Origin of the sequence: Salipiger sp. CCB-MM3, assembly GCF_001687105.1 — a bacterium.
Lineage (GTDB): Bacteria > Pseudomonadota > Alphaproteobacteria > Rhodobacterales > Rhodobacteraceae > Salipiger.
The window spans coordinates 794954-818672 of the sequence record NZ_CP014595.1 but is presented as its reverse complement, the minus strand read 5'-3'; the positions used below and the strand labels follow the sequence as shown (position 1 = coordinate 818672).

Annotated in this window: 29 protein-coding genes and 1 tRNA gene; 20 read left to right on the top strand and 10 right to left on the bottom strand. The window is 67.5% G+C overall.

The features are described 5' to 3' along the window. Nucleotides 1-6 precede the first annotated feature (6 nt). Nucleotides 7-738 (top strand): hypothetical protein, encoded by a 732-nt coding sequence (locus AYJ57_RS04000; protein WP_066101541.1) that lies wholly within the window; start codon nt 7-9, stop codon nt 736-738. A gap of 224 nt (nt 739-962) precedes the next feature. On the opposite strand, the gene AYJ57_RS03995 is transcribed toward AYJ57_RS04000, so the two are convergent. Continuing rightward, nucleotides 963-1037 (bottom strand) — tRNA-Thr (locus tag AYJ57_RS03995). A 135-nt stretch (nt 1038-1172) separates the two neighbouring features. Here AYJ57_RS03995 and AYJ57_RS26175 point away from each other — a divergent pair. Genes AYJ57_RS26175 through AYJ57_RS03985 form a run of 3 tightly spaced genes read left to right on the top strand, consistent with a single transcriptional unit; the run spans nt 1173 to nt 3078 of the window. Then, nucleotides 1173-1343 (top strand): hypothetical protein, encoded by a 171-nt coding sequence (locus tag AYJ57_RS26175; RefSeq protein ID WP_193789508.1) that lies wholly within the window; start codon nt 1173-1175, stop codon nt 1341-1343. Next, the gene (gene murA / locus AYJ57_RS03990) at nt 1343-2614 is read left to right on the top strand and encodes a UDP-N-acetylglucosamine 1-carboxyvinyltransferase (RefSeq protein WP_066101537.1); all 1272 of its coding nucleotides are present in this window, start codon (nt 1343-1345) and stop codon (nt 2612-2614) included. The genes AYJ57_RS26175 and murA overlap by 1 nt, the downstream gene beginning before the upstream one ends. Continuing rightward, nucleotides 2611-3078 (top strand): DUF2948 family protein, encoded by a 468-nt coding sequence (locus AYJ57_RS03985; protein ID WP_066101534.1) that lies wholly within the window; start codon nt 2611-2613, stop codon nt 3076-3078. The genes murA and AYJ57_RS03985 overlap by 4 nt, the downstream gene beginning before the upstream one ends. Before the next feature lie 8 nt (nt 3079-3086). Here AYJ57_RS03985 and AYJ57_RS03980 read toward each other — a convergent pair whose 3' ends face one another. Next, nucleotides 3087-3497, bottom strand: coding sequence for a c-type cytochrome (locus tag AYJ57_RS03980; RefSeq protein WP_066101531.1), 411 nt, complete (start codon nt 3495-3497; stop codon nt 3087-3089). Between the two features lie 171 nt (nt 3498-3668). On the opposite strand from AYJ57_RS03980, the gene hisD reads away from it, so the two are divergent. The 10 genes from hisD (at nt 3669) to AYJ57_RS03930 (ending at nt 10268) form a co-directional block, all read left to right on the top strand. Further along, entirely contained in the window at nt 3669-4970 is a 1302-nt protein-coding gene (gene hisD, locus AYJ57_RS03975; protein ID WP_066101528.1) for a histidinol dehydrogenase, read from the top strand. A gap of 163 nt (nt 4971-5133) precedes the next feature. Continuing rightward, a complete protein-coding gene (locus AYJ57_RS03970) occupies nt 5134-5613 on the top strand; it encodes a UPF0262 family protein (protein WP_066101525.1) in 480 nt (159 codons plus the stop codon). Between the two features lie 4 nt (nt 5614-5617). Further along, a complete protein-coding gene (locus tag AYJ57_RS03965) occupies nt 5618-6064 on the top strand; it encodes an arsenate-mycothiol transferase ArsC (RefSeq protein WP_066101522.1) in 447 nt (148 codons plus the stop codon). Next, nucleotides 6061-6459, top strand: a complete 399-nt coding sequence (locus AYJ57_RS03960) for a ketosteroid isomerase-related protein (protein WP_237220189.1) — start codon at nt 6061-6063, stop codon at nt 6457-6459. Before AYJ57_RS03965 ends, AYJ57_RS03960 begins: the two co-directional genes overlap by 4 nt. Beyond that, nucleotides 6456-7064, top strand: a complete 609-nt coding sequence (locus AYJ57_RS03955; protein ID WP_066101517.1) for a GNAT family acetyltransferase — start codon at nt 6456-6458, stop codon at nt 7062-7064. The genes AYJ57_RS03960 and AYJ57_RS03955 overlap by 4 nt, the downstream gene beginning before the upstream one ends. Nucleotides 7065-7179: 115 nt before the next feature. Continuing rightward, entirely contained in the window at nt 7180-8064 is an 885-nt protein-coding gene (locus AYJ57_RS03950; RefSeq protein ID WP_066101515.1) for a carbon-nitrogen hydrolase family protein, read from the top strand. 109 nt (nt 8065-8173) lie between these two features. Then, nucleotides 8174-8392, top strand: a complete 219-nt coding sequence (infA, locus tag AYJ57_RS03945) for a translation initiation factor IF-1 (RefSeq protein WP_005978431.1) — start codon at nt 8174-8176, stop codon at nt 8390-8392. Between the two features lie 66 nt (nt 8393-8458). After that, nucleotides 8459-9043 (top strand): Maf family protein, encoded by a 585-nt coding sequence (locus AYJ57_RS03940; protein ID WP_066101512.1) that lies wholly within the window; start codon nt 8459-8461, stop codon nt 9041-9043. After that, nucleotides 9040-10083: a ribonuclease E/G gene (locus AYJ57_RS03935; protein WP_066101509.1), complete on the top strand. Its 1044-nt coding sequence runs from the start codon at nt 9040-9042 to the stop codon at nt 10081-10083. The genes AYJ57_RS03940 and AYJ57_RS03935 overlap by 4 nt, the downstream gene beginning before the upstream one ends. Then, nucleotides 10080-10268, top strand: a complete 189-nt coding sequence (locus tag AYJ57_RS03930) for a DNA gyrase inhibitor YacG (RefSeq protein ID WP_066101506.1) — start codon at nt 10080-10082, stop codon at nt 10266-10268. Before AYJ57_RS03935 ends, AYJ57_RS03930 begins: the two co-directional genes overlap by 4 nt. 101 nt (nt 10269-10369) lie before the next feature. On the opposite strand, the gene AYJ57_RS03925 is transcribed toward AYJ57_RS03930, so the two are convergent. After that, nucleotides 10370-10669, bottom strand: coding sequence for an SH3 domain-containing protein (locus tag AYJ57_RS03925; protein ID WP_066101504.1), 300 nt, complete (start codon nt 10667-10669; stop codon nt 10370-10372). A gap of 166 nt (nt 10670-10835) precedes the next feature. Between AYJ57_RS03925 and AYJ57_RS03920 the strand changes: the two genes are divergently transcribed. The 3 genes from AYJ57_RS03920 to AYJ57_RS03910 are packed head-to-tail and all read left to right on the top strand — an operon-like array spanning nt 10836 to nt 13405. Then, on the top strand, nt 10836-11585 hold the full coding sequence (locus AYJ57_RS03920) for a 5-oxoprolinase subunit B family protein (protein WP_066101501.1): 750 nt from the start codon (nt 10836-10838) through the stop codon (nt 11583-11585). Further along, entirely contained in the window at nt 11582-12595 is a 1014-nt protein-coding gene (locus tag AYJ57_RS03915) for a biotin-dependent carboxyltransferase family protein (protein WP_066101498.1), read from the top strand. Before AYJ57_RS03920 ends, AYJ57_RS03915 begins: the two co-directional genes overlap by 4 nt. A 33-nt stretch (nt 12596-12628) precedes the next feature. Continuing rightward, on the top strand, nt 12629-13405 hold the full coding sequence (locus AYJ57_RS03910) for a LamB/YcsF family protein (RefSeq protein ID WP_066101494.1): 777 nt from the start codon (nt 12629-12631) through the stop codon (nt 13403-13405). A 28-nt stretch (nt 13406-13433) separates the two neighbouring features. Here the strand turns inward: AYJ57_RS03910 and AYJ57_RS03905 are convergent, their stop codons facing one another. From AYJ57_RS03905 to AYJ57_RS03880, 6 genes are all read right to left on the bottom strand, one after another. Beyond that, nucleotides 13434-14465, bottom strand: a complete 1032-nt coding sequence (locus tag AYJ57_RS03905) for a siderophore-interacting protein (protein ID WP_066101491.1) — start codon at nt 14463-14465, stop codon at nt 13434-13436. Nucleotides 14466-14484: 19 nt separating this feature from the next. Next, on the bottom strand, nt 14485-15276 hold the full coding sequence (locus AYJ57_RS03900) for an ABC transporter ATP-binding protein (protein WP_066101489.1): 792 nt from the start codon (nt 15274-15276) through the stop codon (nt 14485-14487). After that, a complete protein-coding gene (locus tag AYJ57_RS03895; RefSeq protein ID WP_066101486.1) occupies nt 15273-16250 on the bottom strand; it encodes a FecCD family ABC transporter permease in 978 nt (325 codons plus the stop codon). The genes AYJ57_RS03900 and AYJ57_RS03895 overlap by 4 nt, the downstream gene beginning before the upstream one ends. Then, on the bottom strand, nt 16247-17233 hold the full coding sequence (locus tag AYJ57_RS03890; RefSeq protein WP_066101483.1) for a FecCD family ABC transporter permease: 987 nt from the start codon (nt 17231-17233) through the stop codon (nt 16247-16249). Before AYJ57_RS03890 ends, AYJ57_RS03895 begins: the two co-directional genes overlap by 4 nt. Beyond that, the gene (locus AYJ57_RS03885) at nt 17233-18261 is read right to left on the bottom strand and encodes an ABC transporter substrate-binding protein (protein WP_083191142.1); all 1029 of its coding nucleotides are present in this window, start codon (nt 18259-18261) and stop codon (nt 17233-17235) included. Before AYJ57_RS03885 ends, AYJ57_RS03890 begins: the two co-directional genes overlap by 1 nt. 156 nt (nt 18262-18417) lie before the next feature. Then, nucleotides 18418-19443 carry a zinc ABC transporter substrate-binding protein gene (locus AYJ57_RS03880; protein WP_066101481.1) on the bottom strand — a complete coding sequence of 342 codons (1026 nt, stop codon included), beginning with the start codon at nt 19441-19443 and terminating at the stop codon, nt 18418-18420. Between the two features lie 149 nt (nt 19444-19592). Between AYJ57_RS03880 and AYJ57_RS03875 the strand changes: the two genes are divergently transcribed. From AYJ57_RS03875 to AYJ57_RS03865, 3 genes are read left to right on the top strand one after another with little or no spacing between them, the layout of a single operon-like run. Continuing rightward, the gene (locus AYJ57_RS03875) at nt 19593-20084 is read left to right on the top strand and encodes a transcriptional repressor (protein ID WP_066101478.1); all 492 of its coding nucleotides are present in this window, start codon (nt 19593-19595) and stop codon (nt 20082-20084) included. Further along, nucleotides 20081-20863, top strand: coding sequence for a metal ABC transporter ATP-binding protein (locus tag AYJ57_RS03870; RefSeq protein ID WP_066101475.1), 783 nt, complete (start codon nt 20081-20083; stop codon nt 20861-20863). The genes AYJ57_RS03875 and AYJ57_RS03870 overlap by 4 nt, the downstream gene beginning before the upstream one ends. Then, the gene (locus AYJ57_RS03865) at nt 20863-21657 is read left to right on the top strand and encodes a metal ABC transporter permease (protein WP_066101472.1); all 795 of its coding nucleotides are present in this window, start codon (nt 20863-20865) and stop codon (nt 21655-21657) included. Before AYJ57_RS03870 ends, AYJ57_RS03865 begins: the two co-directional genes overlap by 1 nt. 29 nt (nt 21658-21686) lie before the next feature. On the opposite strand, the gene AYJ57_RS03860 is transcribed toward AYJ57_RS03865, so the two are convergent. Further along, nucleotides 21687-23651: a capsular polysaccharide biosynthesis protein gene (locus AYJ57_RS03860; RefSeq protein WP_442974654.1), complete on the bottom strand. Its 1965-nt coding sequence runs from the start codon at nt 23649-23651 to the stop codon at nt 21687-21689. Nucleotides 23652-23719: the final 68 nt, after the last annotated feature.

Below are 23719 nucleotides of genomic sequence, written 5' to 3'. Positions count from 1 at the left end.
AGCAAGATGATCCTCGCGGATTCCATCGGCTTTGCGGCGACGCATACGATCAGCGAAATTCTCTCGGGCATTCCGAATGCGGAGGTGCGCCACGGCACCCGCAACTTTGCCAAAGGCGGTGCCGTGGGCGAGGAGGACACGCCGGTCGATCAGTTCGTGGCCGAGATGAAGCAGAGCGCGGCCTCGGGCAAGCGGGTCTATGCCGTACATTGCCTCTATAGTGCGCCGCAGGGGCGGGAGGTCTGTCTGGCCAATGGCGTCAAGCACCGCATCATCGTCCGCGAGCCCGTGCGCCACGTGCGCAGCTGCTTTGCCTGGTGGGTGAAAAAGACGCTTGGCGGCGATCAGGTGGGCTATCGCAAGATGGTCACTCTCGACGAGCATCTGCTCTCGAAACTGCCGATCCCGCGAAACTTCCCGAACGCGGCCTATGCGGCAGCGCTGTCGCATGTGATGCAATTTAATATCGAAGCGCTCGAGGCGGGCTGCGAGATTCTGCAGATGGAACGGCTGGTTTCCGAAGAGGACTACTTCCGCGAATCCTTCGATGTGCCCGATGATGTGACCCTCAGCCATTTCAGCGGCGCCGAGGTGCATCGCGCGTCACATAAGGACAAGCTGGAGGGGCTTGGCGTCGGCGAGGCGAATGAAGACGCGCTGCGTCAGGTGGTTCGCTGGACCGTGGCGGGCAAGACCACGAGCTTTGCGGAAATGTCTGCGCGGCTTGGCTACAGCTGAACGCCGATCCCGGCGCAGGGGGGCAGCTCTCTTGCGCCGCGATGCTGAACAATCGGGCGGACCACGCGCGGTCAGAGGCTTGAGCGAAAGAGCATTCTTCCAGGCGCTCGTTTGGGGCGTGCGGCATGTTTTTAACTCAAGGATAGCAAAGCGTGACCCGCCATCGACGGCGCGGCGCACGCGGCGCGCCCTAAGAATAAAACATCTATTTTCAGGGAGGTAAGTGGTGCTGCTGGAGAGAATTGAACTCTCGACCTCTCCCTTACCAAGGGAGTGCTCTACCTCTGAGCTACAGCAGCGCCGGTGTGCCTTTCGAGGCGTCCGCGCTAGGTTGCGTCGGTGTGCCTCGTGGCGTGGCGCGGTGTCTAAGGGCAAACGCCGGGGGGTGCAAGCGCAATCTGGACGGTTTTTTGCCTCTCCGGTAAAGAAAGTTCATGAAGCCCAAAACGAGCCCCCAAAAATCCCCGGCACAGGACCGCGATGCCCGCCTCAAGGCGGCGCTGAAGGCGAATCTGGGTCGGCGCAAGGCACAGGCGAAGGCGCGCGACGCCTCGAAAGACGACAAAAAGCCCGAAGACGGGCCGAGCAGTGAAAAGGACAGCTAATGGATTCGATCGTCGTCACGGGCAATGGCCCGCTATCGGGACAGATTCCCATCGCCGGCGCGAAGAATGCCTGCCTCACCCTCATGCCCGCGACGCTTTTGTCGGATCAGCCGCTGACGCTGACCAATGCGCCGCGGCTGTCCGATATCCGCACGATGACGCTGCTGCTGCAGTCGCTGGGTGCGGAAGTGCAGGCGCTGAACGACGGGCAGGTGCTGGCCATGTCGAGCCACGCGCTGACCTCGACCCGCGCCGACTATGACATCGTGCGCAAGATGCGCGCGTCGATTCTCGTGCTTGGTCCGCTGCTGGCGCGATTCGGCCATGCCGAAGTGTCGCTGCCCGGCGGCTGCGCCATCGGCGCGCGTCCCGTGGACCTGCATCTCAGAGCGCTGGAAGCGATGGGCGCGGAGCTTGATCTGCGCGAGGGCTATGTGCACGCCAAGGCGCCGTCGGGTGGCCTCAAGGGCGGCATCGTGGAGTTTCCCTTTGCCTCGGTCGGGGCCACAGAAAACGCGCTGATGGCCGCCACGCTCGCCAAGGGCACAACGGTGATCCGCAACGCGGCGCGCGAGCCCGAGATCGTCGATCTGGCGCAATGCCTGCGCAAGATGGGCGCACAGATCGAAGGCGAGGGCAGCAGCACCATCGAGATTCAGGGCGTCGAGACGCTGGGCGGGGCGACGCACCGCGTGGTGACCGACCGGATCGAACTGGGCACCTATATGCTGGCCCCGGCGATTTGCGGCGGCGAGGTCGAATGCCTCGGCGGTACGATCGAACTGGTCAAAAGCTTCTGCGAAAAGCTCGACGAGGCGGGAATCGCGGTCGAGGAAACGCCCACCGGCCTCAAGGTCGCGCGCAAGAATGGTCGGGTGAAGGCTGTCGATGTGACCACCGAGCCGTTCCCCGGCTTCCCCACCGACCTTCAGGCGCAGATGATGGCGCTGCTTTGCACCGCCGATGGCGAAAGCGTGCTGGAAGAAAAGATTTTCGAGAATAGGTTCATGCACGCGCCCGAGCTTCTGCGCATGGGCGCGAATATCGACGTGTCGGGCGGCACCGCCCGCGTGCGCGGTGTCGAGAAACTGAAGGGCGCCCCGGTGATGGCCACCGACCTGCGCGCCTCGGTGTCGCTGATTCTTGCCGGTCTTGCGGCAGAGGGCGACACGGTGGTCAGCCGAGTCTACCATCTCGACCGTGGCTATGAGCACGTGGTGCGCAAACTGCGCGGCGTGGGCGCCAAGATCGAACGGGTGAAGGGCGAGTGACCGAGGACGCAAAATTCGAAGACGCGGGCGGCCAGCCCCTCAACCTCGGGGCAATGGACCCCGAGGATCTGCAGGTGCTGTCGGCGCTGGCGCAGGATGCGGTTCTGACCGTCGCGGATGTCGCATGGGAGAAGCGCCACCACCGGCTGGCGCTTTTGGTGAATCGCCTGCGCCGCGAAGATGGCGTGCATCAGGACCCGCCCGAGCGGGTCCGCGCGCTGCTGGTGGTCGAGAACGTGCTGAAGGTGGCGGCACAGGGAATCAGCCGCGACGACAAGGACACGGTGCTCTCGCTGCTGTCTGTCGGTTTCGAGCCCGGCGAGGATGGCGCGGGATATGTCGAACTGACCTTCGCCGGTGACGGTGCGCTCCGCTGCGAGGTTGAGGCGCTGGAACTGCGCCTCAAGGATGTGACCCGGCCCTACCGCGCCATTTCGGGGCAGATGCCGGATCACAAGGACTGATCAGCGGCTCACTGCTGCATTGATTCTAGATGCTGCGCGAGGGCGAGAATGCGTCCTCGCGTCACGATCTCGCTGGCATAGGCGCCGATCTCGACCGACAGGGCCTCTTTGAAGCGCTGCCCCCAGACCGGCATCGGATACCCGTGGCCACGAATGCCGCTGCGCCCGTCGATGATCTGGATGACTTCAAGCATCGGGAATTCGCCGTCGTTGTTCGCAGAGATCTGCGTCAGGTCCGGCAGATCGACCGTCATCAGTTCCGCCAGCGGCCCGTCACCGACGCCGCTCTCGCCATGACAGGCGGCGCAGGCGTTCATATATTCGGTCTCTCCGGCGCTTTGCGCCGAGGCGCTGCCACTCATGCACAGCCCAGCCATGCCAAGCGCCAGTCCGAGCGCGGTAATATTGTTCTTAAACATCTTTGCTCCTCCAAAATACATCGGCTCTCCCGTGCCGATTTCCCCATATTAGGCGATTCGCATGTGTCACTCGCTGATCCACGTCATCGTGGAGAGGGGCGAATCCCCTCTCGCACCACTTGAGCCGCGCCCGGCTTGTCTCTAAGCACGGGCGCGACAAGGAGATCGCCCATGCCCGTCTTTCTCGACACCACCGAGCCGGATTTCGAGCTGCAGTTCGCCCAGCTGCTCAGCGCCAAGCGCGAGGACAGCCCCGATGTGGACGATACCGTCGGCGGCATCATCGCCGATGTGCGGGCGCGCGGCGACGCGGCGGTGCTCGAACTGACCGCGAAATTCGACCGGTTGGAATTGGCTGCTTCGGGGCTGCGCTTCACCGCCGAAGAGATCGACAGCTATTGCGCGCAGGTGCCGCAGACCGAGCGCGACGCGCTCGAGACCGCCGCCGAACGCATCCGCGCCTATCACGTGCGGCAGATGCCCGAGGATCAGCAATGGACCGATCCCGATGGCGCCACTCTGGGCTGGCGCTGGACGGCGGTCGCCGCAGCGGGCCTTTACGTGCCGGGCGGGCTGGCGAGCTATCCTTCCTCGGTGCTGATGAACGCCATTCCCGCCAAGGTGGCGGGGGTCGAGCGGCTCTGTATCACCGTGCCCACGCCCGACGGTGTGGTGAACCCGCTGGTGCTGCTGGCGGCAAAGATCGCCGGGGTCGACGAGATCTACCGCATGGGCGGTGCGCAGGCGATCGCCGCGCTGGCCTATGGCACCGAGAGCATCGCCCCGGTCGACAAGATCACCGGGCCGGGCAACGCCTTTGTCGCCGCCGCCAAGCGCCGGGTGTTCGGCAAGGTCGGCATCGACATGATCGCGGGGCCGTCGGAAATTCTCGTCATCGCCGATGCGGAAAATGATCCCGAGTTCATCGCCCTCGATCTGCTGAGCCAGGCCGAGCACGACGAAAGCGCACAGTCGATCCTGATCACCCCGGATGCCGCCTTTGGCCGCGCCGTGACCGAGGAGGTGGAACGGCAGCTTCAGGTGCTCGAACGTCGCGGTATCGCCGGGGCCAGCTGGCGCGATTTCGGCGCGGTGATTGTCTGCCGTGATCTTTCCGAGGCCGCCGCGCTGTCGAACCGCGTGGCACCCGAGCACCTCGAGCTTTGCGTCGCCGACCCTGAGGCGCTGTCGCAGCAGATCCGCCACGCCGGCGCGATCTTCCTTGGTCAGTGGACGCCCGAGGCCATCGGCGATTACGTCGGCGGTCCGAACCACGTGCTGCCCACCGCCCGCTCGGCGCGCTTCTCTTCGGGCCTGTCGGTGCTCGATTTCCTCAAGCGCACCACGCTGGCCAAGATGTCGCCCGAGGCGCTGCGCGCCATCGGTCCGGCGGCAGAGGTGCTGGCCACCTCCGAGAGCCTGCAGGCGCACGGCCTTTCGGTGACGGCGCGCCTGCGCAAACTCAACGGCTGAACTTGGCCGCAGGTGCATCGTTGCGCCTGCGGTCACAACGCCTCCGGCGCAGGACATTACTTCGCCTCCGGCGCAGGACTTTGCTATGCCTCCGGCGTAAGGCGCATTGCCCCATCCCCGCGCATTGGCTACAGATTCCGGAGCCGAAGCCGAGGACGCGCCCATGAGCCATATCGCCCGTATCGAGCTGGACGACGCCAACCTGCCGCCTCCGACCCCGGAGATCGAGCAGGAGCGCCGCGTTGCGATGTTCGATCTCATGGAAGAAAACAGCTTCACGCTGCCCCCGCGCGAGGGCCGCGAGGTGCCGCAGGGGCCCTATGCGCTTGGCCTGTCGATCCGCGACAAACGGCTGGTCTTCGACATCTCTACCGAGGGCGGCGATCCGGCGGCGGAGTTTCACCTCTCGCTGGCGCCCTTCCGGCAGGTGGTGAAGGACTACTTCCAGATCTGCAAAAGCTATTTCGACGCGGTGAAATCCGCCGCCCCCAGCCAGATCGAGACCATCGACATGGCCCGGCGCGGCATCCATAACGAAGGCGCGCGCATCCTGCAGGAGCGGCTCGAGGGCAAGGCCGAGGTCGACACAGATACGGCGCGCCGCCTCTTCACCCTTATCTGCGTGCTGCATTTCGGGGGCTGACCTGGTGCCGAAACTGCCGCAATCGGTTCTGTTTTGTTGCGACCACAACGCCGTGCGCTCGCCCATGGCCGAGGGGATCATGAAAAAGCTCTACGGGCAGGGCACCTATGTGCAGTCCGTCGGCGTGGTGAATGATCTCGAGATCGACGGGTTTGCCATTTCCGTCTGCCAGGAGATCGGCGTCGAGCTGTCCAAGCACCGCTCACGCAGCTTCGAGGAGCTTGAAGAGATGGGCGAGACGCTCTCGGGCTTCGATCTCATCGTCGCCATGTCGCCCGCCTCGCAGCGCGCCGCGCTGGAGCTCACCCGCTTCTTTCATCTCACGGTGGAATACTGGCCGATCATGGATCCCACGGGGCTCGGCGAGACCCGCGAGACCAAGCTCAACGCCTACCGCCAGACCCGCGACCAGATCTACGATAAGCTCAAGACCCGATGGGGAGAAAAATGACCGCCACCGAAACCATTCAGGCCTATTTCGACGCGTTCAACGGCGGCGACACCGAGGCGATGCTCGACCTGCTGTCCGCGGATATCGCGCATCACGTGAACGAAGGGCAGATCCGCTCGGGCAAGACCAAATTCGCCGAATTCAGCGCCCATATGTCCCACTGCTACCGCGAGCAGCTGACCGACATGGTGATCTTCGAGGCCGAAGGTGGCACCCGCGCCGCCGCCGAGTTCATCGTGAACGGCACCTATCTCAACACCGACGCGGGCCTGCCCGAGGCCAAGGGCCAGACCTACCGCCTGCCAGCCGGGTCGTTCTTCTCGCTCGAAGGCGGCAAGATCACCCGCGTGGTCACCTACTATAACCTTGCCGACTGGATCCGGCAGGTCTCGTGACCGAGGTCCGGGTCCTCACCGGCGCGGCGCTCGACGCCGCGCTCGACGATGTCGCCCGGCTGCGCATCACCGTCTTCCGGGACTTTCCCTATCTCTACGACGGCGATCTCGACTACGAGCGGCGCTACCTCGAGAGCTACCGCCAGAGCGAAGGCGCGGTGCTGGTCGGTGCCTTCGAGGGCACGCAGCTGGTCGGCGCCGCCACCGGCACGCCGATGGAGGATCACGCCAGTGATTTCGCCGCGCCCTTCGCCGCCATCGGGCTGGCGCTGAGTGACATTTTCTACTGCGCCGAGTCGGTGCTGCTGCGCAGCGCCCGCGGGCAGGGGATCGGCCATCGCTTCTTCGACCTGCGCGAGGCCCATGCCCGCAGCCTTGGCCGCAAATGGTCCACCTTCTGCGCCGTCGAACGCCCGCTCGATCACCCGCTGCGCCCGCCGCATTACGCGCCGCTCGACCCGTTCTGGAAAAAGCGCGGCTACGCGCCGGTCGAAGGCGTTGCCGCCCGGTTCAACTGGAAAGACGTGGATCAGCCCGAGGAAACCGACCACCGCCTGCAATTCTGGCTGCGCGACCTCAGCCAGCCTCCAGAGGCCGCGTCCTAGACACTTCCTCTTGGCAAAAATATCCCGGGGGAGTCGCGCCGCGCGCGACGGGGGCAGCGCCCCCTCCCAGCCTGCACCATCACGCGCCCCACCCACACATCACGGAAGCCCCCTAATGAAGATCGCCACCGCCGCCTACCCGATGGATTTTCTCACCAGCTGGGACGCCTATGCCACCAAGATCGAGGCTTGGGTGGCCGAGGCGGCGGGGCAGGGCGCCGAGCTTCTGGTGTTCCCCGAATATGGCGCGATGGAGATTGCCACGCTCGCCGGGGCAGCGGCCGCGGCAGATCTCGAAGGGTCGCTCCACGCCATTTCCGAGCGTATCCCGCAGGTCGATGCGCTGCATGCGGATCTCGCGGGCAAATATGGCGCGCATATTCTCGCGGCCTCGGCGCCGGTCTTTGACGACACCCTCGGGCCGCGCCCGGTGAACCGCGCGCGGCTCTTCACGCCGGGCGGCGCCATGGGGTTTCAGGACAAACAGATTATGACCCGCTTCGAGCGCGAGGATTGGGACGTGGTGGGCGGCGCGCCGCTGCAGCTTTTCGACACGGCTCTGGGCAAGATCGGCATCTTGATCTGCTACGATTCGGAATACCCGCTGCTGGGCCGCGCGCTGCGCGATGCCGATCTTTTGCTGGTGCCGTCGTGCACCGAGGCGCAGGCCGGCTATTCCCGCGTGCGCATCGGTGCCATGGCCCGCGCGCTGGAGCAGCAGTGCATCGCGGTGATGGCCTCGACCGTGGGCGATTGCGACTGGTCCGAAGCGGTGGACACCAACACCGGCATGGGCGGGGTTTTCTGCCCGCCCGACACGGGCTTCCCTGCCACCGGCGTGATCGCCGAAGGGGTGCTGGGCAAGGCTGGCTGGACCTATGCCGAGGTGGACCTTGACGCCGTCGCTCGGGTCCGTAACGATGGCGTTGTGCTGAACCGCACCCATTGGGACGATCAGTCCGGGCGCGACGGCCCCGTTGCATTGCGGGCGCTGTGCTGACGGCTATTCCCGACAATCTGCAATTGCACCCTTGAAAAACGCCGCGATTGGGCGCATATCCATGCGCGTTCCGCGACCTAGAGGCGGAACGGCATTTTCAGGAGAAAGCATGGCCAAGGAAGATACGCTCGAATTTCCCGGTGTCGTGAAGGAACTCCTGCCCAACGCGACGTTTCGGGTCGAGCTTGAGAACGGCCATGAGATCATCGCGCATACGGCAGGCAAGATGCGCAAGAACCGCATCCGTGTTCTTGCAGGCGACAAGGTTCAGGTCGAGATGACCCCCTATGATCTGACCAAAGGCCGGATCAACTATCGCTTCAAGTAAGCGCCGCATGGTCCCGAAACTCATGGCGGTTCCCGCTGCACGGGGCCGGACCTGCGAGGTCTGCGCATGAAGCTCGTTCTCGGCTCCGGTTCGCCCCGGCGGCGCGATTTGCTCGCGCAACTGGGTGTGACAGCAGACGATATCCGCCCGCCCGACATCGACGAAGATCCGATGCCGGGCGAGCTGCCCCGCCCTTACTGCGTGCGGCTCGCGCGCGAGAAGGCGCAGGCGATTCCCTCCACCGCTGATGAAATCGTTCTCTCGGCCGACACCACTGTCGCGCTGGGACGCCGGATTCTGGGCAAGCCCCGGGATGCGGGCGAGGCGGCGGAGTTCCTCACCAAGCTTTCGGGGCGCCGTCACCGTGTGATCACGGCGGTTGCCGTGCGTCGCGGCGACCAGCTGTGGGAGCGCGACGTGGTCACTCAGGTGAAGATGAAGGACCTCTCGAACGAGGAACTGAACGCCTATCTCGCGTCGAACGACTGGCAGGGCAAAGCCGGCGGCTACGGCATTCAGGGCATGGCTGGCGCGTTCATCCCGTGGATCAACGGCAGCTTCACCTCGGTGGTCGGCCTGCCGCTGGCGGAAACCGCGAACCTGCTGCTCGCCGCAGGATACCCGCTCTACAAGTTCGGAGAAGTCGCATGAAGGGACGCACCATTGCGCTCGACCATCTCGGCGAGGCCGAAGCGGCGGCGCTGATCGTCGATGGCAAGCTCGAAGACCTGCTGATCGACAGCGACCACGCGCGCCCCGGCACCATCTATCGCGGCATCGCGCAGCGTCCGATGAAGGGGCAGGGCGGGATGTTCCTCGACACGCCCGAAGGCTCTGCCTTCCTGCGGCAGGTGAAGGGCTTGTCCCCGGGCCAGCCGCTGGTGGTGCAGGTCACCGGCTTTGCCGAGCCGGGCAAGGCGATCCCCGTGACCACCCGCGTGCTCTTCAAATCGCGTTTCGCCATCGTCACGCCCGGTGCGCCGGGGCTCAACATCTCGCGCCGGATCAAGGATGAGGACATCCGCGAAAGCCTGCTCGAGATCGCCCATGAGGTGATGCCGGGAGCGAAAGAGGCCGAAAACGGCCTGATCCTGCGCTCGTCCTGCGCGGAAGGTGACCCCGACGAGATCGCCGAAGATGTCGCCGCCATGGCGCAGCTCTGCGAGCAGGTGATGGCCGACGTCTCGGGCGAGGCCGAAGTGCTGGTCGAGGGCGACGGGCCGCATGCGCTGGCATGGCGCGAGTGGGACGAAGGCGATGTCGACGCCGAGGCGGGCAGTTTTGAGCGCCACAACGTGCACGAGATGATCGAGGCGCTGGCGCGTCCTCTGGTGCCGCTGCCCGGTGGCGGCTCGATGAGCATCGAGCCGACCCGCGCGCTGGTGGCCGTGGACATCAACACCGGCGGGGACACTTCGCCCGCGGCGGGCCTCAAGGCCAATGTCGCGGCCCTGCGCGAGTTGCCCCGGCAGCTGCGTCTGCGCGGGCTTGGCGGGCAGATCATCGTCGATCTGGCCCCGATGCCGAAGAAGGAACGCCGTCAGGTGGAATCGGTGCTGCGTGCGGCGTTGAAACAGGATCCGACGGAAACCATTCTTGCCGGCTGGACCCAGCTTGGCCTCATGGAGTTGCAGCGCAAGCGCGAGCGCGTGCCGCTAAGCGAGGTGCTGAAGCCGGGGATGCTGTCATGAGCTGCCCGATCTGCGCCAAGCCGACCGACCCGAAGTACCGCCCGTTCTGCTCGAAGCGCTGCGCCGATGTGGATCTGGCGAAATGGATGACCGGCAGCTACGCCGTGCCCTCGACCGATCCGCAGGATGTGGAAGAGGCCATCGAGGCCGCCGAGCGCGAGCTCAACAACCCGACGCGGCACTGATCCTTATTTGATCTGGGGGGCGCTGCCCCCGCCGCGCGTGGCGCGGCGCCCCCGGGATATTTTCGTCTAGACGAAGGCTCTACGGCCGGTCCTGTGCGCGCTCAAAGCTCGCGCAGATAGGCGAAGGACGCATAGCCTTTCATGCCGCCGTCGCGGTCCAGCGTGACCTCGCACCAGCGGGTGCCGCCGGTTTGCGTGCATTCATAGACTTTCACCACCGTGCCGTTCGGCAGCCCGGCCAGCACGTCGAAACCGGTGCCCGGCCCGCCGCGCAATTTCAGCATGTCGCCTTCGTCGACCCCAAAGACCTCATAGCGGGCGCCCCAGACATTGCTGCCCGAGGGGGCGCCGCATCCGGCCAGCGCCGCCAGCGCCAGCGCAAGAAGGATTGGTCTGCGCATCGTTTTCTCCTGTCGTCTGCCTCGGGCTCAGGTGTAATCCGCGCCGCGCGCAAAAGGAACGGTGGATGGGCACGGACGGGCGGTCTCTGAGCGAACGGGGCGGCGCGGACACGGCGGCGGCGGATTGCCGGTTGCAGCCGCCGGTGGCTGCGCTAACGTCCGGCGCATGACTGACGATTTGGCCCTGATGGCGTCCTACCCTCTGCTTCGCACCGCCGGTATCGACGGGATGCTGGTGAGCTTCGGCGACAAGCTGAGCGAGCCCGCCAACCGCGCCGCGCTGGCCTTCCGAGCCGCGCTTGAGAGCGATCCGCCCGAGGGGGTCGAAGAGATTTCCTCGTCGCTGGTCTCGGCCTATCTGCGCTTCGATCCCTTGGCGCTGAGCCACGCCGCGTTGGAGAGCAAGCTGCGCGGGCTCATGGCGTCGCGCGACTGGCTGCAGGCCGATCTGCCGCATGGCCGCCGGTTGCACCGTATCCCCACCGTTTATGGCGGCACGCTCGCGCCGCAACTCGCCGAAGCCGCCGCCGAGGCGGGGATGAGCGCAGCCGATGCGGTGACCTCGCTGTCGACGGCGCGGGTGCGGGTGACGGCGCTTGGCTTTGCACCGGGGCAGCCCTATCTTGGCGAGTTGCCCGAGACGTGGAACATTCCGCGCCAGCAGGGACTTACGCCGCGCGTGCCGAAGGGCGCGCTGGTGCTGGCGATCCGGCAATTCGTGATCTTCTCGGTCACCGCGCCGACCGGCTGGCGCCATGTGGGCCAGACCGCGGCGCCGTTGTTCCGTATGGGCGCCGAGCGGCCCTTCCTTTTGGCGCCCGGCGATGAGGTGGAATTCCCGCAGGTCTCCGAAGAGGTCTTTGCCCGGATGCAGAACGACCCCGAAGGCGGCGCAAGCTGGGAGGATCTGCCATGAGCCGCGAATTGATCGTGCATCGCGCAGGGCCTGCGGTGACCGTGCAGGATGGCGGCCGTCCGGGCTGGATTGCCTTTGGGCTCTCGCGCGGCGGCGCGATGGATCGGCTGGCGCTGGCCGAGGGTGCGGCGCTGCTGGGGCAGGGCGAAACAGCTGCGCTCGAGATGGGCGGTGTCGGCGGGCGGTTCGAGGCGGGCTGCGATCTGCGCATCGCGCTGACCGGCGGTGCCATGCGGGCCAGCATCGACGGCGCGCCAGTGGTGTGGAACGCCGCGCATTCTCTGCCCAAGGGCGCGGTGCTCGAGATCGGACCGGTGCAATCGGGGGCCTATGGTTATCTTTCGCTGGGCGGCGGGCTGGAGCCCGAGGAACTGCTGGGCGCGCGCTCGGCGCATCTGACCGCCGGGTTGGGCCGGGCTGTCGCGGCGGGCGACCGGCTGCCGGTCGGGGCCGACAGAGGCGGACCGGTGGCGCGCAAGCTGGCGGTGGACGACCGTTTTTCGGGCGGTGCGTTGCGCGTGGTGGAAAGCCTGCAGACCCGCCTCTTCCCCGAAGAGCAGCGCCGCCGGTTGGGCGAGACCACATTCACCCGCGACTCCCGCGCCAACCGCATGGGGGTGAAGCTTGTGCCGGATGGCGCTCCCTTCGGCGTCGACGGCGGGCTCTCGGTAGTGTCCGAGATCATCACACCGGGCGATATCCAGATGACCGGCGATGGCGCGCCTTTCGTGCTTATGGCCGAATGCCAGACCACCGGGGGCTACCCGCGCCTTGCCACCGTCATTCCCGCCGATCTGCCGCGCGTGGCGCAGGCGCCAGCGGGTGCCGAATTGCGCTTCAGCTTCGTGTCGATGGACGAGGCGCTGGCCGCCGAGAGCGCCTATCGCGCGGCCCTCAGAGATCTGCCGCGCCGCATCGAGCCGCTGGTGCGCGACCCGGCGGATGTGGCCGATCTGCTCAGTCACAAGCTGGTCAGCGGGTTTTCCAACGGCGACTATCACGACCACTGAGCCGGGCAGGCTTTGACAGAAGGAGACAGAGGGATGACCAGCGTCGATCTCAACGCGGATATGGGCGAAAGCTATGGCCCTTGGGTCATGGGGCAGGACGCGGCGCTGCTCGAGGTGATCACCTCGGCCAATATCGCCTGCGGGTTTCACGCCAGCGACCCTGACGTCATGGCGGCGACGATGAAGCTGGCGGCGGAACGCGGCACTGGCATCGGCGCGCATCCCGGTTTTCCTGATCTGCAGGGGTTCGGGCGGCGGCGGATGCAGCTTTCGCATGCCAGTCTGCGCAATCTCACCGCCTACCAGCTGGGTGCGGCACAGGCGATGGCCGGGGCTGCGGGTGGCAAGGTGCGGCATCTGAAGCTGCACGGCGCGCTGGCCAATATGTGCGCCGAGGACAAGGCCATGGCGCTGGCCGCCTATGAGGGTGCGCTTTCGGTCGATCCCGAGATCATCATCATGGTGCTGGCCGCGACGCAGCAGCAGGCGGCGGTCGAGGAGTTGGGCTGCCGCTGGGCGGGCGAGATTTTCGCCGACCGCGCTTATAACGACGATGCCACGCTGGTTGATCGCGCGCTGTCGGGGGCGGTGATCCATGATGCCGAACTGGCCGCTGCGCGCATGGTGAAGATGGTGCAGGCCGGAGCGATCATCACCGAAAGTGGCAAGCACATTCCGGCGGCGGTGGATACCATCTGCCTGCATGGCGACGGCAAGACCGCGCTGCAGATCGCCCGCGCCGTGCGCGCGGCGCTGGAAGAGGCGGGCGTCGCGCTGGAGGTGTTCCCGGGGCGGACCGGCGGGGTCTGACCCGCTCTGCGCCCTTACGGACCGGACCTTAGCCGCTGATCCAATAGGCCGAGAAATAGCCACGCTCGCGCGGAAGCCCGAGGTCTTTGAACTGCGCCTTCGCCGCGCGGACGATGGATTTTTCCGCGGCGACCCAGACGAAGAGCCCATCCTCGATCTCGGTGATCCGCGCCAGTGCGGCGCCGAGGCCGCCCTCTGCGCCGCGAGGGATCCAGCTGAGGTCCATGCCCGAAGGGCAGGCCAGTTCAGGCCGGTCGGCCTGCGATCCGGTCTCGATCATCACCCGACCTTGAGTGCCCGCGGGTGCCCTTTCGAGGATGCGACGGATGGCGGGCAGGGCGGTCTCATCCCCGGCGAGCAGAAGCCGCTCGCTTACCGGAAAATCGCCGCCGCCCGGCCCCATGACGCCGACGGTGGCACCGGGCTGCGCCTGCCGCGCCCAGTTGGTTGTGCGCCCGCCCTCATGTTCGAAAATGTCGAAGGCAAAGCGCCCGCGCGCGGCATCGAGCCAGACGAACGTATAGGCGGCGCGGTGCAGGGCGCAGGCACCATCGGGCCAGATCGTCCGCCCCTGCGCGGTCAGTTCCGGCCAGCGCGGCTGCGTGTCCTCGGGGGGCAGCAGCAACGAGAAATGCATCCCGCCTTCAGAGAGTGCGTCAATGCCGTCGCAGGCCATCTTGATACGCAGGAAGTTCGGTGTGATGCGCCGCGTGCCGATCACCGTGGCGAGGTGGAAATTGGGCGGGGTCTTCGCCTCGCCGACGCCGCTCCACGCCATGCGCGCACCGGCATCGGGCAGCAGCTCGTCGAGCATATAGTTCACCGTCTCGCGCCACTGGTGCAGCGGCACATCCCCATCGGCGGCGATCTCGACATCGAAACCGCGCCGGTCCAGCCGCAAGGCAACCTCGGCGCCGGTGGCGTTGACCTTCAGGCGGCGGCCTTTGTGCTCGTAGGGGATGCCGTATTCATCGAGGCGGGCACGCAGATCCGGCACGAACTGCGCGGGAAGCGGGCCGTCAAAACGGCTCGATGAGACGGCGCGGGAAGCGGTGGCCATGAGGCGATCTCCTTTCGGCTCAGAGCGGGATGATCATCGGCGTGCCGGTCACCGGGTCGGGATCGACGCGGGCGGCAAGGCCGAAGGCGGTCTGCAGATTGGCTGGGGTCAGCACCTCCCAAGGCGTGCCGGTGGCCACGAGCCCCGCGCGCCCGAGCAGCACCAGCCGGTCCGAGAAACGTGCGGCAAGGTTGAGATCATGCAGCACCGAGATCACCGTCAGCCCAGCCTCGCGGTTGCGCCGCCGCAGTAGCGACAGAACGTCGATCTGATGCACCAGGTCGAGATAGGTGGTCGGCTCGTCGAGCAGCAGCAGCGGCGCGCTCTGCGCCAGAACCAGCGCGATCCATGCCCGCTGCCGCTGCCCGCCGGAAAGCTCGCTGAGCGGGCGCTCGGCAAGGGCGGTCATCTGCACCGCCTCCAGCGCCTCGGCGCAGGCGCGGGCATCCGCGTCGCGCCATGGGGTGAAGAGGCCGCGCCATGGGGTCCGCCCGCGTTTCACCAGATCGGCAACGGTGATCCCCTCGGGGGCAATCGGCGCTTGCGGGAGGATCGCCAGTTCGCGGGCCAGCGCGCGGGTGTCGCGGCGGTGGATGTCTTCGCCGTCGAGCAGGACGCGCCCGGCGCTTGGCTGCAGCAGCCGGGCCATGGCGCGCAGCAGGGTGGATTTGCCGCAGCCGTTCGGGCCGAGGATCGCGGTCATCTCGCCGCGGGGCAGATCGAGCGACAGCTCGCGGATGACCGGGCGCTCGGCATAGCCCAGCGACAGGGCCTCGGCCTGCAGGCAGGCGGGGGCGGCAGGTGAGGTCATAGCTCGCCTTTCTCCATTTCGCGCGACAGGCGCCAGAGCAGATAGGGGGCGCCCAGAAGGCCGGTCATCACGCCAGTGGGCAGCTGGATGCCGGGCAGGGCGGCGCGGGCGGCGAGGTCTCCCAGCACCAGCACAAGGGCGCCTGTGGCGGCCGCGGCCAGAAGCCGGGCATGGAGCTGGCGCGCAGCGACAAGGCGTATGCCCAGCGGCCCGGCCATCAGCGCGACAAAGGGCACGGGGCCGGCGACCGCGACGCCCGCCGCGGCGAGCAGTACGCCTGTACCCGCCAGCGCCAGCCGAGCGGCTCCGACCCTCAGGCCAAGTCCCGCCGCCAAGTCCTCGCCCAGTTGCAGCGCCGCCAGTCTGCGCATCTGCGCCAAGGCCAGCGCGCCCAGAACGCCGCCCACCGCCCAGACCTGCAGTGCATGGCTCCAGTCGCGCGCCGCCAGCGAGCCGGTGAGCCAGCGCTGCGCCTCGGCGGCCTGGGTGTGCGGCAGCAGTGTGAGCAGAAAGCTCGACAGCGCCGAGGCGACAAAGCCGACGCCGAGACCAACGAGGATCATCGTCAGCGGCGGCGTCGCATGGCCGCGTCGGTGCGACAGCGCCACCACCAAAAGCGCCGCCAAGAGACCGCCGCCCGCCGCGATCAGGGGCAGCGGCAGGCTGAGGCCAAGCGCGATGGCGGCGATGATCGTCAGCCCGGCGCCCGAGGTGAAGCCCATGACGTCGGGCGCCGCCAGCGGATTGCGAAAAAGGCTCTGGAACAGCGCGCCCGACATGCCCAGAACCGCCCCCGCGCCAAGCGCGGTCAGCACCCGCGGGCCGCGGATCGTGCCCAACACCAGCGCGCCCGGTCCCTCGCCGGTGCTCAGCCCCTGCCAGAGCAGCGCCGGGCTCAGGCGCACCTGCCCAAGCGCCAGCGCAGCCAGCGTGGCGGCAAGCAGCAGCAGGCCAAGGGTCAGCGCGCCCTTCATGCGCTGGCTCCGGGGCGCAGGCGGCGGGCGACCCACATGAAGACCGGGCCGCCGATCAGCGCCGTCATGATCCCGGCGCGCACTTCGGCGGGCGGCATCACCACCCGGCCCAGCGTGTCGGCCAGCAACAGCAGCGTCGCGCCCATCAGCGCCGAGGCGATCAGCGCGCGGCGCAGGGAATGGCCTGCGACGATCCGCGCCAGCGGCGGCACCATCAGCCCGAGGAAGGCGATCGGCCCGGCGACGGCCACCGCCGCCCCGGTGCAGAGCGTGACCACCGCCAGCGCCGCTGTCTGAACCCGGCGCGGCTTGGTGCCCAGCCCGCGCGACAGGGCCGAGCCCAGCGAGAGGGCCTCGATCTGCGGCGCCATGGCCAGCGCGAGCGCACCGCCAGCAGCGGCGAGCAGCGCCATTTCTGCCAGCGGGCGGCTTGCGGCTTGAGTCAGCGAGCCCGCGACCCAGAAGCGGAAGAGATCGAGCGTGTCCTGCCGGATCAGCACGATGGCGGTGACCAGCGACAGCAGCAGCGCATTGAGCGCCGCGCCCGCCAGCGTCAGCCGCACCGGCCCGACGTCACCGCGCAGCCCGCCGCCGAGGATGAACACCAGCGCCGAGGCCAGCGCCGCGCCCGGAAGGCTCAGCAGCGCGACCGAGGCCTGATCTGAGCGGCCGAGCAGCGTCGCGCCAAGCAGCAGCGCAAAGGCGGCGCCGGAGTTCACTCCCAAAATGCCGGGGTCGGCCAGCGGGTTGCGGGTCATCACCTGCATGATCGTCCCGGCGATCCCCAGCGCCGCACCGGCGATCAGCCCGGCGGCCATGCGCGGCAGGCGGATCGCGGCCAGTGTCACGTGATCGGGGTTGGTGGGGTCAAAGCTGTGCAAGGCCTCGAGCGCCATGGCGAGGCTGACCGGCCGCGCGCCCACCGAAAGCGCCAGAGCCAGCGCAAGCAGCAGCAGCGCCAAGAGCCCGAACAGGCGTAGCATCAGAGCAGACCAGCCTTTGCCGCGCTCGGCACGGCGGTGCTGGGGTCGCCGTCAAGTGCGGCGATGAGCTCTGGCTCAAGCTGGGCCAGCGCGAAGGGCATCGACAGCACGCTGCCAAAGGACAAAGCGCCCGCCAGCACCTCGCCGCAGAACACTTCGCGTCCCTCGGCGTTGGCGCGCAGCGTCCGCCGCATGGCGAGAGAGGCGAGGTCGGCGGCCTTTGCTTGGCTCGAGAGCCAGATCAGCAAATCCGCGTCCAGCGGCGACAGATCTTCGGGCGAGAGCGCGGTGTAAAAGCCGTCGGCCGAGCTGATCGCCTCGAGCGCCTGCGGCTGGCGAAAGCCCATCTCTTGCAGGAACTGCACGCGGGCGTCGCCGCCGGTGAAGGCGCTCGTCTGACCGCCGTCATGTGCCGCGCAGGCGGCGGTCTGTCCCTGCCAGTCGGGGTGCCGGTCGCGGAAGGCGGCAAAACCGTCCGCGACGCTGGCGATCAGCGCCTCGGCTTTCGCCTCGGTGCCGGTCGCGCGGGCGATCATCAGCAACTCGGCGTCCCAGGGCATGCCATAGGTCGGATACTCCGGCGCCTGCATCAGCACCGGCGCGATCTGCGACAGCAGTGCGTATTCCGCCTCGGAGATGCCCGAGCCGATGGCGACGATGAGATCGGGCGCGAGGCCAGCGACGGTTTCGATAGACACTTCGCCGGTCATCAGCGCCGGAGTTGCCTCTCCGAGAAGCGGCTGCGCCCAGGGCCAGACGCCGTGGGGGTAATCGCCATACCAATAGCGGATCGCTTGCGGCACGATCCCAAGCGCCAGCAGGCTGTCCTGCGTCGTATAGCCTAGCGAGACGACACGCCGGGCCGGGGCCTTGAGCACGGTCTCTCCATAAGCATGCTCGAAGCGGAGCGTGTCTTCGCCCGCGCGCAGTTGCGGCGCGGCGAGCAGGCTGCCCGTCCCGACAAGAGTGCTGCCCAAAGCGCCGCCCAGAAAGCCGCGACGGCTGAAATCGATAAGGCGGGCTCGCATGGGAACTCCTTGGATCGGGCGCGCGGCAGGAGAGGGGCACGGCTTTCAAAACCGCCGCTTCGCGCTTTATCCAAGGTAATTAGTCGGGATTTATGGAAAGGAAAACCCCCTTTGCCGTCAAGGCAAAGGGGGCTGCTTCGTTTCGGGGCGCGGAGCTTACTGCGCTGCGCAGTCGGCCACGCTTTGTGCCAGCGACGTGATCAGCGCCGGGTAGAACTCTGCGCCGAGGTCGAGCGTCTGGCCCAGCGGGTCAAGCTCGGCCACCGGCGTATCCGCACCTTCGGTCACGGCGGCGATGAGGCGCGGATCGAACTGCGGCTCGGCAAAGACACAGGCGGCATCGGCCCCCTGCAGTGCGTCGCGCAGCGCATCCAGACGCGCGGGGCTGGGCGCCGTGGCGTCCGACAGAGAGATCGCACCGAGGACCTTCAGCCCAAAGCTGACCTCGAAATATTGAAACGCATCGTGGAAGACGACGAAGTTCTTATCCGTGGCGCCAGCGAGCAGATCTTGGGCTTCGGCGCGCGCCTCGGCGATGCGGGCGGCAGCGGCCTCGGCATTGGCGGCATAGGTGTCGGCATGCTCGGGGTCGGCCTCGGACAGCTTCTGCGCGATCAGCGGCAGCCATGTGGTGGCGTTGTCCACCGACAGCCAGACATGCGGATCGTCGCCGTCATGATGGTGCGCGTGGCCCGCTTCGTGCTCGTGTTCATCGTGGTCGTCATGCGCTTCGTCATGACCATGCTCGTCGTGCTCGTGCTCATCATGGTCGTCGTCACCGTGCTCATCATGGCCCTCATGTCCATGCTCATGCGCCTCCGCGCCGGGCTCGGCAAAGAGCACGTCGTTGCGTGCCTGCAGATGTACCGTGCCGGGGGCGTCGAACAGCGAGACGGCGGCACCATCCGCAGCAATCGAGTCGATCTTGCGCCCGAGGTCGGGGCTCAGTTCGCCGCCGATCCAGAACACCAGATCGGCGTTCTGCAGGGCGCGCGCTTCGGAGGGTTTGAGCGCGTGGCTGTGCGGTGAGGCGCCCGGCGGGATCAGCAACTCCGGCTCGCCCAGATCGCCCATCACGCTGGCCACCAGCCCCTGCACGGGGGCGATGTCGGTGACCACCTTCGGCACTTCGGCAAAGGCAGGGCTGGCAAGCAGCAGGGCAGGGAGGAGGGAACGGTACATCGGGGCCTCATGCGTCTCGAATTCGGGGAGTGTAGATGTTATAGCATAACAATAGGCGGGCTTGATACTTTGAACACTATAACATATCAACCCCCATCGGACGCGTGCTTGATCACGCGTTCGGCAAGACTGGTATCAGGGGAAGCGACATGGCCGTACATTCCGACGCGCTTGGGTTCACCCAGCACGACCACGCACATTGCCGCGAGCATGCTTTGCAGGCCGCCGAGGAGACCTGCGCCCGCGAGGGGCTGTCGCTGACCAAACAGCGCCGCCGGGTGCTGGAAATTCTGCTGCGCAAGCACCGGGCCATGGGGGCCTATGAACTGCTTGATGTCCTGCGGGGCGAGGGTCAGGGCGCGCAGCCGCCCACCGTTTATCGCGCGCTCGATTTTCTGGTGAGCAACGGCTTCGCGCACAAGATCGAGCGTCTGAATGCTTTTGTCGCCTGTGCTCATCCGGGGGAGCGCCACAAGCCCGCCTTCCTGCTCTGCCGCGCCTGCGGCGCGGTAGCCGAGATGCCCTCGCAGGCGATCGGCGAGGCGGTGCGCGAGGCCGCCGAAGGGCTGGATTTCGAACTCGAGCGCATGGTGGTCGAGGCCGAGGGCCTTTGCCCGCTCTGCCGTGAGGCTGCGGCGTGAGCCTCATCGAAGCAAACGGCCTGCAGGTCACGCTGGGAGAGCACCCGGTGCTGCAGGGCGTGGATTTCCATGTGGATCCGGGCGAGATCGTCACCATCGTCGGGCCGAACGGCTCGGGCAAATCGACGCTGCTGCGCACGCTCATCGGCGCGGTGAAGCCGCAGTCGGGCAAGGTGACGCGCAAGGCGGGGCTGCGGCTGGGCTATGTGCCGCAGAAGCTGCAGATCGACGCGACGCTGCCGCTGACCGTCGGGCGTTTTCTGTCGCTGCCGCATCGGGTGGACCGCGCCGCGCGTCGCGCCGCGCTGGACGAGGCCGGGGCGGGCACGCTCGAAGACCGGCCCATGGCGGGGCTCTCGGGCGGGCAGTTCCAGCGCGTGCTGCTGGCGCGGGCGATCCTCAGCCGTCCGGAGGTGCTGCTGCTCGACGAGCCGACGCAGGGGTTGGACCAGCCCGGGTCCGCCGCCTTCTATCGGCAGATCGAGCAAATCCGCGCGCGGCTCGGCTGCGCGGTGGTGATGGTCAGCCACGAGTTGCATGTGGTGATGAGCGCGAGCGACCGGGTGGTCTGCCTCAACGGCCATGTCTGCTGTCAGGGCCACCCCGAGACCGTCGCGCAGGCGGCGGAGTATCGGGCGCTCTTTGGGACGGGCACGCATGGGGCGCTGGCGCTCTACCGGCACGAGCACAGCCATAGCCACGATCATGATCACGATCATGACCACGAACACGGGCACGGGCACCACGATCACTCTCACCAATCCCACGCGGGGCACTGATGTTGGACGATTTTCTTGTGCGCGCGGCGCTGGCGGGGCTGGGTCTTGCGCTGGCCGCGGCGCCTTTGGGCTGTTTCGTTTCGTGGCGGCGGATGGCCAATTTCGGCGATGCGACCGCCCATGCGGCCATCCTCGGGGTCGCGCTGTCGCTGGCCCTGTCGTTGCCGGTTTTCGCGGGAACGCTGGCAGTGGCGCTGATCATGGCGATGCTGGTCGGCGCGCTGAGCGAGCGCGGTCTTGGCATCGACACGGTGCTGGGGGTGCTGGCCCATGGCGCGCTGGCGATCGGCCTTGTTGCGATCACCTTCGTGCCGGGCGCGCGGCTTGATCTGTCGGCCTATCTCTTTGGCGACATCCTCGCGGTGACGAGGTCCGACCTGCTGGCGATCTGGGGCGGCGCGGCGCTGGTACTAGCGCTGCTGGTTTGGCGCTGGCAAGCGCTGCTGACCGCGACGCTGTCGCCCGATCTCGCCCATGCCAGCGGCATCGACCCACGGCTCGAGAGCCGGGTGCTGACGGTGGCGCTAGCGCTGACCGTGGCGGTGGCGATCAAGGTGGTGGGCGTGCTGCTGATCGGGGCGATGCTGCTGATCCCCGCCGCCGCCGCGCGGCCCTTCGCCCGCACGCCCGAGGCGATGGCGCTGCTGGCCACGGGCATCGGCGCTGTGTCGGCGTTGGCGGGGCTGCAGGGCGCGTTGCTTTTCGACACGCCGGCGGGGCCGAGCATGGTCTGCGCCGCGACGCTGATTTTCGCAGTGACCGCCAGCCTGCACGGGCTGAAGGCCCGTCGCTGAGCTTCAGCGCTAAAGGTGCGCCCGGCGCGTCAGCGCCAAATGTGAGCCTGCGAGGCCAGAAGGCCCTGCAGTTTCGACAGCAGGCGGTTCGGCAGGCCGGGATGGGGGATCGTGCCCTGCTCCAGCCGCTCGGCGATCACTTCGGGGGTGCAGGGCAGGCCGCTGACCGGATCGCGGTAGCGCGGATAGGCGATGAGCGTGGCGTGGACCAGCGCGGCAAGGTCGGGGCGCGGGCCTGAGAGCCGCCGCGCGGGCACCGGACCAAGGTCTCGGGTCAGCCCCCAACCGGCATAAAAGGGCGCGCCCAGTGTCGTCACCTTCACGCCGCGCAGCAGCGCCTCGAACCCGGTGAGCGAGGTCATCGTCCAGACCTCCTGCACCTCGCGCAGCAGCGCCCCCATGTCGGCGCCCTCGACGGTCACATCGGCCCATCGCTCGGGCGCCTCCACCGCGCCTTGGCGCAATCCGGCGCTGACATCGGGATGCGGCTTCCACAGCAGCACCGCCTCGGGGTTGGCGGCGCGGGCGCGGGCGAGCAGATCGGCATTGCTGCGGCAGTCCGGGCTGCCGCGCAGGATCGAGGCGTCGTCCTCGACCTGCCCGACCACAAGAATACGGTGCCCCTCGGGCAGGGCGGGCGGCGGCGTGCCGAGGTTGTATTTGGTCAGCCCGCCCGCGGTCAGCCGCTCGATCAGCTTCTCGCTCCGCAGGCGCTGATCGGGGCGCAGGTCGGGCGTGCCGGTGATCAGCGCCTCTAACCGCGAGGGCCGGGTGGGATCGTAGTAGATACCCAGATCGTCCAGCACCAGCGACAGCGGCGGCACCAGTTCGGCGCCAAGCCCGCGCGAGCGCAGGAAGCCGTCTTCCACCCGCACCTCCTTGCCGCTTGCCTTGCCCGCCCATGCCATATGGCGGCGGCCCTCCTCGCGGTGCTTATCCGCCGTCGCGCTTTCGGCAAAGACCATCGCCTTCTGCCCGCCGAAGAACCCCTGCAGCGGGCGGCGTTTCCACAGGCGCATGCCCGAGGCGACCCAGCCCTGACGGTCCTCGCGCCACGCCCGCGTCTGCGCCTCGAAGGCCCCGAGCGCGTCTTCGAAAGGACATAGCTGCGCGCGGCAGGGATCGTACCATGTGGGGTAGAGGATCATGGCGGCGGCGAAAAGCTGGGCCCGGGTCAGGCTGCGGCCCCGGCGCGGCAGCGGCGCTTCATCCTGCGTCAGCCCCCAGCCCGCATAAAAGGGCGTGCCGAAAACCCGCGGCCTGTGCCCGGCGAGGATCGCCTCGAACCCCATTTGCGAGCTGAGCGTGTAGACTGCCACCGCACCTTCGAGCAGCGCCCAAGGCGAGACCGCATCGGCGCACAGGCTGACGCGGCCCTGCGCGTCCTCGGGTCCGTAGTGGCCGCCGCGCAGGCCCTGCGCGGTTTCAGGGTGGGTCTTGATGAGGATGCGGGCACCGGGGTTTTCGTCCTGCGCCCAGTAGAGCATCTCGAGAAATCGGTTGCGGTCGCCGCCGGAGGCGCGGACCGAGGCGTCGCGCTGCGTCTGGTCGATGATCAGCACATAGCCGGGCTCGGGCACGGGCGCGCCGGGGTCAAAGCCGGAATATTTGCTTAAGTGATGCTCCTGCATCCGCGCCATGCCGCCCCGCGCGCGTTCCAGCAACGCGTGATCGTCGAGCGGGTGGGTGGCCAGAAGCACCTCCAGATCCGACGGCTGGGAGGCGTCGAAATGCACACCGCTGCGGTCGATCAGCAGGCCGAGCGGCGGCTCGCCCTTACGACCGGGGTGCAGCGAGCGCAGGAAGGCGTCTTCGATGCGGATGATCTGCGCGCCGGTCTTTGCGGCCAAAGCCTCGCCGCGTGCGGCATAGGGTGACTGACCCCAGACACCGATGTGATCTTCAGGCCCCGGTGTGCCCAGCGACAGCCTCCAGCCCGCCTGCGCAAGCATGCGGCGCAGCCGCCCTTGGGTGAAGAAACCCGCGGAGCGCACATAGAGACGCCGGGGGATTTCTCCCCCGGCGCTGCCCTGTCCCTCGTTATATGTATTCAGGGCTTTTA